The sequence below is a fragment of the Cryobacterium sp. Y11 genome, assembly GCF_002929535.1.
GTDB lineage: Bacteria > Actinomycetota > Actinomycetes > Actinomycetales > Microbacteriaceae > Cryobacterium.
The window spans coordinates 282,151-293,732 of sequence record NZ_PJJO01000058.1 but is presented as its reverse complement, the minus strand read 5'-3'; the positions used below and the strand labels follow the sequence as shown (position 1 = coordinate 293,732).

The following is an 11,582-nucleotide window of genomic DNA, read 5'->3' as shown; positions in this document are numbered from 1 at the left end:
AGGCCAACACTCAACGGTTGGTAACCCACGTCTACTTGAACCGAGGCCCCAGCCGCAAGAGTTCTTGCTAACTCATATCGTCTAGGCGCACCCATTCCTTAACCGCCACCGCCTCACGAGTAGGCTCAGATTTCGTTTTCTTCGTCACAGCATCAAGTGTCGTCATCACGGCACCTTTCCCGCCAGACCCACGTCCAGCGCGTCAGGCCAGAAACACCGTTTAAGAGACAGTCCCACGACCTGATCCTGCAATATGCCATCAAAAACCGACTCTGAGTTATGCCGAAATAAATCGAATCAACCCGGCCATGTCAGGACCCCTGGTCACGCGGAGGGATTACGTCAGCACGTTTAGGCACTACTTCCATTTTCTGCAGGCTCGGCACTTCGCCGACGTTGAGGCCCGATTCGGTATCCGTCTGGCCGAATGGCTGAGTTCCGCAAACCGCCCGCGACCGCCGATGGCGGTCGCGACTCGGTTGTCGAGCCTGTCGAGCTGGTGGGGCGCTTCGCGCCATTGTGATTTAACGAATCTGCGGGGTAGATTCCTAGTAGACACGACCAACGAAATGGGTGCGTCTCGCAGACAGCTCACGCTGGGCGACGGCAGTCTCGGCGAGCTCGGCCGACGGAAAGGGGGCGTTCCGCACACCGCGTCGCGACCGCGCCTGCGGAACGCGATATGTCGCTGATCGAGCTTGCCGAGATCGCCGTAGGACCAACGCGAGCCAGCAGTCAGAAGCGGGACGCGCGGCTACTCCCGGAGGGAGACGGCGTTCGCGTGGTACCACTCCACGGTGGAGGCCAGGCCGTCGTCTAGATCAATCTGGGAGGTCCAGCCGGCACCCGCGAGCTTCGAGACGTCTAGCAGCTTCTGCGGGGTGCCGTCGGGCTTTGACACGTCCCACAGCGTCTCCCCGGTGAACCCGACGACCCGCGCGACCACCGAAGCGATCTCGGCGATCGTCACGTCGCGACCGGTGCCCACGTTCACCTGCTGCGGACCGTCGTAATGCTCCAGAAGATGCAAACACGCCTCGGCCATGTCATCCACGTGCAAAAACTCACGCCGCGGCGTTCCAGTGCCCCAGTTGGTCACCGACGTAGCGCCCGAAGACACCGCATCGTCATAGCGACGAATCAGCGCCGGCAACACGTGCGATCCCGTCAACGAGAAGTTGTCGCCGGGCCCATACAGGTTCGTCGGCATCGCCGAGATCCACGGCAGCCCATGCTGACGCCGCACCGCCTGAATCTGCAAAATGCCCGCGATCTTCGCGATCGCATACGCGTCGTTCGTCGGCTCCAGGTAGCCGGTGAGCAGGGCATCCTCGGTAATCGGCTGCGCGGCCAGCTTCGGGTAAATGCACGACGAACCCAGAAACAGCAGCCGCTCAACACCGTGCTCCAGCGCGGCATCGAGCACGTTCACCTGAATGCGCAGGTTGTCGCTGAGAAACTCCACCGGAAACGTGCTGTTGGCCAGAATTCCGCCGACCTTCGCCGCCGCCAACACCACATACCGCGGCTTGGTCTTGGCGAAGAACGCAAACACCGCCTCGCGATCTTTCAGATCTAGTTCAGCGGATGTCTGCCCCACCAAATCAGTAAATCCCTCGCCCTGGAGACGCCGCCAAATGGCCGACCCCACGAGCCCGCGGCTCCCAGCCACATAGAACCGCGCGTTGCGATCAAGCGGCCCCGGTGTGAACTGCACCTGGTCGCGGTCGTCGGCTAATCCAGCGGTCACGCCTCAACACCCACGGTCTCGAGGTTTCCCCAGCTGGCGAGCTTAACCTTGTCGATCCACTTGCCGCCGGCATACTTCAGCGCCGCGATATCCGCATCGACCATAATGCGAGCCAGCTCTGCAGTATCGACGGTGGCCTTCCAACCCAGCTTGTCTTCAGCATGAGACGCATCACCGACAAGGGCATCAACCTCGGTGGGGCGCAGGTAGCGTTCGTCGAAGCGCACGTGCTGCTCCCAGTCGAGGCCGGCGTGCTCAAACGCGGTGCGCACGAAGTCGCGCACCGAGAAGTTGCCGCCAGTGGCGAGCACGAAGTCGTCGGGCTCGTCAACTTGCAGCATGCGCCACATGCCCTCCACGTACTCGGCGGCGTAGCCCCAGTCGCGAATGCTGTCGAGGTTACCCAGGTACACGTGGTCCTGCGTGCCGGCCTTGATCGCGGCGACGGCCCGGGTGATCTTGCGCGTCACGAAGGTCTCACCACGCCGCGGCGACTCGTGGTTGAACAGAATGCCGTTGACGGCGAACATGCCGTAGGCCTCACGGTAGTTCTTGGTGATCCAGTAGCTGTAGACCTTGGCGGCGCCGTAGGGCGAGCGCGGGTAGAACGGCGTCAGCTCGTTCTGCGGCGGCGGGGTGGCGCCGAACATTTCCGACGACGACGCTTGGTAGAACCGGCACTGAATGCCGGCCATGCGCACGGCTTCAAGCAGCCGAATGGTTCCCATGCCGGTGGTGTCAGCCGTGTGCTCCGGCTCGTCAAACGACACGCGCACGTGCGACTGCGCCGCCAGGTTGTAGACCTCGTCGGGCTGAATCTGCGCGAGCAGGGTGACCAGACGCGAGCCGTCACTCAGGTCGCCGTAGTGCAGAAACAGCTTCGCGGCCTCGTCGTGCGGATCCACATAAAGGTGGTCAATGCGCGAAGTATTAAAAGTGGATGCCCGCCGAATCAGCCCGTGCACCTCGTAGCCTTTGCTGAGCAGCAGCTCGGCAAGGTACGAGCCGTCCTGGCCCGTGATTCCCGTAATAAAAGCGCGTTTCGCCATGAACTCCCCTAGTATTTGGTGCGGGACGAGCCAAGCACGTCATTGCGCATTGCTACTAAACCCCTTGTCCATCGAGCATACCGATCGATCGCGGCGTCGGCCCCCAGAACCCCCCTGCCGTACCTTAACCCGTTCGCCCCCGGTTTGGGCGCCTGCACGCTGGTACTAATAAGTCTCTGTGTTGCTGAGATTTATGACGCAAGTCGGCATGCGCTCACATCAACCTAAAGAGCTGGTCTTGCACACCAACTCGTCGGGAAGACGCGCGCACCTACGACATACAGCGTCTTGGTACCGCGGACCGGGAACAGTTCCCCTTGCCTGGATCGCCAATACCTCCCGATAGACGTCGCAATCATTCTGGCACTGGGGCATCGTGCCCTATAACCGCTCTAGTTCAGACTTAGCTGAGCAAGCCCGCATCCTTGATTGGCTCGACGCGAAAGATTCCAAGCTCCTACGCCTTTCGCCTGCATGTCCTCATCTTCACGCGGTCAAGTCGGAATCGACACCATCCGCCGTCCCGAGTTCGAAAGTGAATCACAACGGTTCGTCCTATCCGGAAAACTCACTGTCGATGCGTCGCCTCAACCGATCCACAGGTCTCAGAAAAATATGCTTGCCCCTTTCGACGAGTCCTGTACCGTAAAACTTTCCCGATGATCCCGACTGGCCCACTATCCAAGGCTTTGAACGAAAGTTTTGGACCGAAATCTCCGGATTACTTGCAGCAAGATTGACTGCCCCTGCAAGCTCGTGCTCGAAATTGATCCCTTTGTTGTCATCTGTCAATTCCCCGAGCGAGCCCAAACTGACCCTCCACGTCGTGAGACTAGCGCCAAAGAAACGTGAATCTATCCAGTTGAAATTCGTTCGCGGAATATCCGCAAAGATCCCTTGCTGTACCGAGACGATGTTGGGAACGCAGGAACCGAAATTTTTCACAATCAAACGGCCCGTGCACTTGAAAACCGGCTCGTCTCCCGAGTTGCGGCTCAATGTGGCAATGGCCTCTCTAATCATCAATCCCTCAGCCGCACCTTTGCCTCGTTCCACAACCGATTGATCCGGCATTGATGCTGGTACCAGCTGGAAATTATCCGGCACGAATCCAACGGCAGACTCGACCAAGGACTGGAGATCCTCACCACTATTTTCCACTAGCAAAACACCAACGTTAATTTTGCGACTCGTCCTTGCCCATCCGACCAGGGCCGAGCGATACTGACTTCGACGACTCTCGGGGTCTCTCACAACGAGATGACTATTGATCTGAGGATTTACGGTCGCCGTTAAAATTACCTTCATCTGCTCTGCTGCTTCCCAATCTTTGCTTCCCGAACCAAGACTTTGGCAATCACAAGAATAAGCACCACCAAGATAAATGACTGTTGTAGCAACACTCCCCACGCGCCTGCTAGGCCACCTAGCGACGCGCCCAAGACGAAGCAGGTCGATAGTCGAATGGCCAGACCGCCTCCCAGCACCCAAGCTACGTGGACTTCTTCCCCACGACTTTGAAGGATCATCGACAACGGCTGAGCAAAGAGGGTCGGAATTATCGACAGCGCCAAAAGTGCGAAGATAGGCGAAGAACCAGCGTACTGGGTGCCGAGAATGGCAGGTGCGATGAAATCGGAATAGTGCGCTACACCGATGGCCCCAACCATCGCGAGAATAAGTATCCACACCACTCGCCGAAACTCCCAGAGAGTCAACCGAGTCGAGGCCGCCTTCGGCGCGTGTGCCATTCCGACCTGAGTCAGAGCCGTTGAGGGCAAGAGAAGTGGAGTTGTCCACCGACTCACCGCACCATAAGACCCTGCGGCCGCCGGACCACTTGAAAAACCAAGTATCGACATATCAAGCTGTTGGGCAGACCCCAGAACAGCTGCGACGCCGTAACCTGTTGCACCTCGCCAGGCGAGGAACCATCGTTTTGGGTGTCCTACATGAATCCTCATACCAGACCCGTCGCGGGCCGGCACCATTCTCCTGTTGGACAGGAAGCATAAGAATGCGTCCAGAGTTATCCCACTAGCCAAACCGATAGGGATCGCGACCTCCCCTCCAACCCCGAGTGCAGTAAGGGCAAGTATCACAGCTAGAAACACCAAACGGTCGAAAATCATTATTAACGAAACCCAACCCATCAATCCCCTCGCTCGAAGGGGGATCTGTGCCGACTGCATGAGAAGTGTTGAGTAGAAAATCAACGCCGCCCAGCCTGCGAATCGCAGATCGCCGCCCATGAGCAGGAGCACAGTGATTGCAGCGGCCAGGACTACCACGCCGATGATGCTCGCGGAAAGAAGCCTCTGCCACAATCGAATATACATCGAGGCGTTTGTCGACCGCCCGCTAGCCACCTCTCGAATCAAATACGTTCCGAGCCCAAAGTCCATTGCTCCGGCGACTACTGAGGCGATTGCAATCGCAGAGAGCACGAAACCCAGCTCGATAGGTGTCGCCGCGCGCGCTCCCAATGCGTATGCAACTGCAACAAGAAGTTGAGATGCACCAAGACTGATCGTGACGCGTAAGGTTTGACCAGTCTTCCCCCCCAATCCGCCCCAAATCCTATTCCGGGTAGAGCCCGCGGAACGTTGACTCGTCCTCGCTTTCATTCTGCGTAACCCCCCTGAGAATTGCACTGGGCTTGTTCGTTGGTCAACATATTCTGCCTCGTCCATCTTTAACACTCAGTCGGTCTCCATCCAGGAGACACCGAACAAGAGGAACTCGAAATTCGGCCAAGAATTGCTCATTCCCCACTCGCTCCGATTCGCGACGAAGAGGGCCCCTGCCGGAACGCGATGAGTCTACCTAGGACCGATAAAAGACCATGAAACAGACCTACAGCATAGGACCCGGGGCAAAGCGTCTCCTTTTTCCGGGACGGAAGATTGCTAGCCCATCGCGCTCAAGTAAGCCGATCAACCAAATAGTCCTGTCCGCAAGAAAAGCAGATACCGATTCTCCGGCGTGCACGACACTACGAGTCCTTTGAATTTGCCTCTCACGAACCTAGAGCCCAAGAACTGGCCAAACCAGAAAGCGTATGGCCCGCCCAAGAAGATTCAGCGATCAACCACCCAATCGGGATTGAAATGATCAAGATCTCAAAGACGAGCAGCACTGACATCTAGGAATCATACCCGCTGAAAGGACAGCATTGATTTTGCGAATCGTCAATTCTCTGACGGAACAGAAAATCACCCAGCAAATTCAACTCGTACTGGGGAGTTATCCTTCGGGACGCGAATTACTTGTTTCTTCGGCGCTCTAATGTCAATCTGGTTGAAAAGCACACTAGTCCGTTGGGCATCCTGGTAGTGGCGCGTCAACTCCTCGAAGCGCGCCTGCTCCTTCGCAGATTTTATGGCGCGAGTCGAGCCCGATTCTAAGGGAGAAAGAAATGATATGGGGAGGTATCCAGACTTGAGGCGAAGCTGGCACCATGCGCGACTCACCAGGTCGTGGTCATCGTTCCCCAAGAAAAACCTTGCCGTATCTAGTCCTCCCAAAGCGCTGTAGCGCTCCCGCGAAAACGCTAGTGGACCTCGCATAACAGTGCCAAGAACGTAGATTCGTTTAGTCTCTTGCCGTCTTGTTGGAAGATCGATCAGGTCACCGACTCGACCAATCTCATCTGAAAATGCAAATTGCATTGCAGATGGCGCATAAGCGAGAGCTCGCGCATGCAGAATCCGCGTGATTTTTCGCGCCACACGAAAAGCGATGCGGCTAACAATCTTGGGCCGAGGCAATAGGGGGGACACTCGGGAAAAGCTGTGCGCTCCACGGCCACTCAGCGCAAAGATTTCCGGGTTCATTTCCAATGCCCTAGTCAGTTCAGAGTCAAAACCAGGATGTGTGATTGACATATCCGCTTGGACTTCAATAATTGCCCGTGCCATCGATAAATGAATACCGATTGCGTCTGACATTGTCTCAAAGACTCCTGTCGGAATGTCCACGACGGTCACTCGCACTGTCCTGCCCGGCGCGGCTTTACACGCAGCAAGCCAATTGAAGATAACAGCGAGTGTTCCGTCAGTGCACCCGTCGATAATTACAACTATTTCGTGATCCAACATGGAGTGCTGGCGGATCGAATCCAAGTTCGCCGAAATCGCTGAAGCTTGATTGTGCACCGGTACAATGAAGGCAGCCTCGGCAAGCAATGAGGATGAAAACACCTCCGTATGCACAGTTACCGCGGTGAGCTTATCAAAGGCCCCGTTTGAAAATGGAAAATCACTCAGCGTCAATTCCTGGATATCCATTTAGCGAGAGCGCCTCCGTGTCGTTGCAGCCTCGCGATAAAGGCGGACGTACTGTCCCACGCCTCGCTCAGCCTGAAAATCGGGTGCCAACTCACCCAATGCGAAATTTGATTGGTGGTCTGCAAACTTCTGAAGCTCAACATTCCACACCTGACTGTCGTTGGGAACTACGCGAACGCCTCGTACGGACCTCGCCCAACGTAAGCCGGGGACGTCATTTACGAGACATGGCAAACCCACTGAGATCGCTTCAGCAAGGGCTACAGGCATCCCTTCCTGCTTAGATGGCATAACAAAAACGGAAGCTTGCAGGAGACTTTCGACGGGATCTCCCACTCCTCGATATCGAAGCCGCCCAGATTCTTTGAATTTGTTGAGCCATCGGCTCTCTTCTTTGCTGGCTCCAGATTCTGCGCCATGATGGTAGAGATCGAAGCCGAGGAAGTACAATTGTTCTAGCAAGAAGTCATGGTTCTTTATTATCGAACAGTTTCCAACTATCAGCGCACTGGGTGCTTGGCCCGGCTCAAGTTGTAGCGCCGCAGTCCTACCAACTCCACTAATTCTGTCACTTATCCAGTTATAGATCAGGGTTGTCGTGCGCCCGTAATTCGCTTCGTTCAACTGAACATCTGGTGAGGGAGCGATAACGGAGTGAGCAATCTTGTCACCTATAGCAGACTGCAGTTTTCTCGTAAACCTTGCGCGTCCCTCGGGTTTGAAAACATTGTGCACAGTCCGAATTACCGCGGGCCGGCCACGCGAAAAGCGCGCCGCAGCAGCTGAAAGCGAATATCCGGATTCGGAATGGATATGTACGACGTCGACCTGACGCGACCGTATCACACGCTGCAATGCCCTTGCCCCCTTAACGCTTCGCACTGGTGGAATGAAATCGAGGATGTAACCGGCCGCCCGCAATTCGGCAGCATAGGGATGATGGCTTCCCTGACCAACAACTATTGATTCCACGTTCTGATCACGAAAATGTGGCGCACCGGACACAAGCATTCGTTCCATGCCACTCGGGTTCAGACCACCAAGGAGGTGAAGGACCCGAAGGGCGCGTCTGGGTTCAGGTTGACCATGGCTGCCAACACTGGGGATTCTTTTCATTTGCGAATTCCTATGCAGTACTTTAGATGATTTTAGCTCACATTGAGCATTTCCCAATGGTAAACGCAATGGGCGCCAGATGCTGGCACTATCGAATGAGCGACCTAGGGACGAGAATATTTGTAGACGACTTACCCTCTACGGGGATTACCTGACAGGGATTCGCCGCATCCACCAAAGGACATATGTGACCATAATGGGGATCCACCATGACGCAGGATTCGACTTCTGTAGGATGCGTTTCATAGATGCGAAATTTCCTCCACCCTTAACGCTCAGGAACGCACTCCAGTCGTGGCTATTGCTGTGACGTCCAGCCGGAATGTTTCGAGAACACGTCCCCTGGGTCCCCGCCGCCAGATGTACGGGAATTCCACTCCGCCCACATCTGAGCCCATAGTCGATATCAGCCAGAGCGTGAGAAAATTCTCCGTCGATTCCGTTGAGTGCCCGAGCCACGCATAGCGGAACAACGACAAGATTTCCGTTGAACGTCTCAATGGGAAGGGTTGACGTAGTGGGCTGCACCAAGTTAAACCGAAGGGGGTGCATGCCTGCGCGTTCCAGTCCTGAATAGGTGATCTCACGCGAAATAGCGTCTCGCATGGCCCCGACAACTACAGATCCTTCATGTTCTTCGACCACTCGACGAAGATTCAACAGTGCCGAGATGTCTAGATCAACATCGTCATTGAGCCAGACGAGATAGTCCGTGTCGACGGCATCACTCCCGGCCAATACTGCTCGTTCTGCCTGCGCCATCCCGCTCGCCCAAAATGCACTGCCATCGCCAGAAATGACTTGTACGGGTAGGTCCAGCTCCTGCAAAGCCTTTGAAGTCCCATCAGTGGAACCATCATCGAAGACCGTGAAATCAATGTCTACCCCGGCCGTCAAGGCTGCAGTTACGGCCGACGACATGGCTCGAACCGTCAAGTCTCTGCGGTTGTGACACGCCATGATCACATGCAACTTCATTTTCTTTCCACCAAGACCTTCTGGATCCCCTGTACAAAGTTCCTGACCATAGCTTCAACCGTGTATTTCGTGCTCGCTTCTTCACAGGCAATACTCAACGCCGCGAGAGCGGCAGTATCATTGACCGTTTCGATTAAGGCCAAGGCATAGGTACCTTCATCATTTCCAGTGATTACACTGTTGACACCGGCCTCAAGATATTCAAATTCTGGAGCATGCCAAGCCCAATTCGTTGTGACTATCGGTGTTCCGCCAGCGAAGCTATCGACCGCAACCAAACCGACGCGACCCGGCATCGCCATAATCTCGGAAGCCTTGATCGCGAGCGCCTTGTCTGGACCAAAAAGTGAGCCCAGATAGGTCACAAATGGCAGCTCCCGTGCCCTCGCTTCAACTTTATGACGTTCTGTTCCTGAACCGGCCAGCAGCAGCCGAAAATCAGGATCAATTTCATGTGCCAATTCGACCGCATCGATCAAGAAGTCAAGCCGCTTGCTGGAATCGAGACCACCGATATAAAGCGCCGTCTTGCCGCGAAGATCGTGACGCCGTGTGAACCCCTGAAGAGTTTCCACGCCAATCTCAGCGATCTCCGACTTCAATACCGACGTATCGATTGAGTTCTGAACAACCGTACCTCGCTCGCGCGGATACCCGGCGGCCGAAACAGCGTCGAGGCCACCGATTGTGTAGGCAAAAAACCATCGACCCTTGCGCGTCAACCATTGCTTGAGACGTTCCTGCGCTGCGCTAACCGGAATCGTGTACGTTTTGCCGTGCCCCCAGTAGGCAAGTCGTGCCCCCCACAGAAGAAGTTCGTAAGTTTCGAGATTGCGCACCGCCTGCTCGACAATTACGAGATCGAAACGGCCTTGGGAACGAAACGGCTTGAGCGATTTGTGATTCAGCGTTCGACCACGAAGGTTGAAAAAGCGAGTCGGCAGCCGAATGAACTCCTGGGATGACGCCCCATCGTTTCTGTCTTTCCACTCGGGCGGCGAGTCACCGTGGAAGATCTTAATCTCGATGCCGACTTCCGCTGCTCGTGCGACCAGACCCTCGAAGAACCCGACCCTGTACTGCGGGAACCAAGGATGAATGATGGCGACTCTCATGCGGTCGACGTCGACATGCCCACAAGGATTCTGTGCCCGGCCTTACGAAGTCCTTCCCAATGAAGCGCCAGCTCTCCCTCCGTGAATCGCTGCGAGATGACCCGACCGGGGTTGCCGACAACAATCGAATTTGCAGGCACATCCCTCGTAACCACCGCGCCGGCAGCGATCACGGAGCTATCACCCACCCGAACCCCGGACAAGATAATGACGCCGTAGCCCAACCAGACGTCAGATCCGATTATTGTTGGTCGGCTGAGTTCCCTAGGGAAATCGCCGACCCACCGGCTTTGCCTGATCGACGTCCCCAGGTCATGATGGTCATGATCGGAATGACCCACGATGCCCACGAGATTAGCGATGAGGACACCATCTCCGATTTCGCCATCGACTTCGACAGTGACGTTCTTGCCGACGTAAACATCAGAGCCCACCTTCAACGAACGTGGGGCCCAGAGCACCGACCCGGGGCCGACGTGAAAACGCTCACCGACTGTGACATTCGCACGAACCGCCAAGCGTTGGAGGACAGCATTCTTGACTCGCTGGAACATGCGAATTAGCTTGTCGGCGTGAGGAGCGCCGCCTTCAGGAACCGAGCATTGCCGAAAAGGTAGCGCCGCCAAAGTCGCCGCGGTTCACTGGCGAAACGGTACAGCCATTCGAAGCCGACGGTTCGCATCCAAACGGGCGCCTGATTTAGCGTGCCGGCGGCAAAGTCGAAGGCGGCACCGATAGCAATGGCCGTTATTGGCAAGGCTACGGCGAGGCGCTGCGCTTCAATGTCCTGTTTCGGAGTGCCGAGTCCGATCCACACGATCTCGGCCCCGCTCGCCTTGATCTGCTCGTCTTGAGTTGCAAGCTCGACTGGGGTCAACTTGCGAAAGGGCGGGCTCGCAACGCCGACGATGTCTACACCCGGATAGTCGCGTTCGAGGTTTGTGGTCAGCTGAAGGAGCACCTCCGGCGTGGAACCGAGGAGAAAATGTCTGGTTCCGGTCTGACGACCCTGATCGAAAACATCGAGGAACAGCTGGGGTCCACGGACCTGCTGGAGCAGTGGTGAATGCTGGCGAAGTCTTGAGACCCAGCCGATCGGCTTGCCGTCTGGAAAGTTGAGTGCCGATCCGGCCAGCACATCGCGGTATTCAGCTGATTGATCAGCCAGAGCGACGGTGTACGCGTTCGCAAGATGCACATGCACACCAGCGCGCTGGCTGGCGACTGCAAGGATGTGAGCGCTGGCACGCGCCGGATCGCTCGAGACAAACTTCACAGGACCCAC

General features: G+C 56.3%; 11 protein-coding genes. 1 reads left to right on the top strand and 10 read right to left on the bottom strand.

Annotation, left to right across the window (positions count from 1 at the left end):
* Positions 1-754: 754 nt before the first annotated feature.
* The 9 genes from CXY75_RS13440 to CXY75_RS20555 form a co-directional block, all read right to left on the bottom strand.
* Positions 755-1,750: a GDP-L-fucose synthase gene (locus CXY75_RS13440; RefSeq protein WP_104083301.1), complete on the bottom strand. Its 996-nt coding sequence runs from the start codon at positions 1,748-1,750 to the stop codon at positions 755-757.
* Positions 1,747-2,799, bottom strand: a complete 1,053-nt coding sequence (gene gmd / locus CXY75_RS13435; protein ID WP_104083300.1) for a GDP-mannose 4,6-dehydratase — start codon at positions 2,797-2,799, stop codon at positions 1,747-1,749. Before gmd ends, CXY75_RS13440 begins: the two co-directional genes overlap by 4 nt.
* Positions 2,800-3,354: 555 nt before the next feature.
* Entirely contained in the window at positions 3,355-4,107 is a 753-nt protein-coding gene (locus tag CXY75_RS19520; RefSeq protein ID WP_146069475.1) for a hypothetical protein, read from the bottom strand.
* Entirely contained in the window at positions 4,104-5,138 is a 1,035-nt protein-coding gene (locus CXY75_RS13425; RefSeq protein ID WP_146069474.1) for a hypothetical protein, read from the bottom strand. Before CXY75_RS13425 ends, CXY75_RS19520 begins: the two co-directional genes overlap by 4 nt.
* 876 nt (positions 5,139-6,014) lie before the next feature.
* Positions 6,015-7,088 carry a glycosyltransferase family A protein gene (locus tag CXY75_RS13420; RefSeq protein WP_104083297.1) on the bottom strand — a complete coding sequence of 358 codons (1,074 nt, stop codon included), beginning with the start codon at positions 7,086-7,088 and terminating at the stop codon, positions 6,015-6,017.
* A complete protein-coding gene (locus CXY75_RS13415; RefSeq protein ID WP_104083296.1) occupies positions 7,089-8,204 on the bottom strand; it encodes a glycosyltransferase in 1,116 nt (371 codons plus the stop codon).
* Between the two features lie 147 nt (positions 8,205-8,351).
* The gene (locus tag CXY75_RS13410; RefSeq protein ID WP_104083295.1) at positions 8,352-9,182 is read right to left on the bottom strand and encodes a glycosyltransferase family 2 protein; all 831 of its coding nucleotides are present in this window, start codon (positions 9,180-9,182) and stop codon (positions 8,352-8,354) included.
* On the bottom strand, positions 9,179-10,297 hold the full coding sequence (locus CXY75_RS13405; protein WP_104083294.1) for a glycosyltransferase family 4 protein: 1,119 nt from the start codon (positions 10,295-10,297) through the stop codon (positions 9,179-9,181). Before CXY75_RS13405 ends, CXY75_RS13410 begins: the two co-directional genes overlap by 4 nt.
* Complete coding sequence (locus CXY75_RS20555; RefSeq protein ID WP_233201906.1) at positions 10,294-10,638, bottom strand: DapH/DapD/GlmU-related protein; 345 nt, start codon at positions 10,636-10,638, stop codon at positions 10,294-10,296. Before CXY75_RS20555 ends, CXY75_RS13405 begins: the two co-directional genes overlap by 4 nt.
* On the opposite strand from CXY75_RS20555, the gene CXY75_RS20550 reads away from it, so the two are divergent.
* Positions 10,588-10,860 (top strand): hypothetical protein, encoded by a 273-nt coding sequence (locus CXY75_RS20550; protein ID WP_233201907.1) that lies wholly within the window; start codon positions 10,588-10,590, stop codon positions 10,858-10,860. The genes CXY75_RS20555 and CXY75_RS20550 overlap by 51 nt on opposite strands.
* Here the strand turns inward: CXY75_RS20550 and CXY75_RS13395 are convergent.
* Positions 10,857-11,573, bottom strand: a complete 717-nt coding sequence (locus CXY75_RS13395) for a WecB/TagA/CpsF family glycosyltransferase (RefSeq protein WP_158251208.1) — start codon at positions 11,571-11,573, stop codon at positions 10,857-10,859. The genes CXY75_RS20550 and CXY75_RS13395 overlap by 4 nt on opposite strands.
* Positions 11,574-11,582 lie beyond the last annotated feature (9 nt).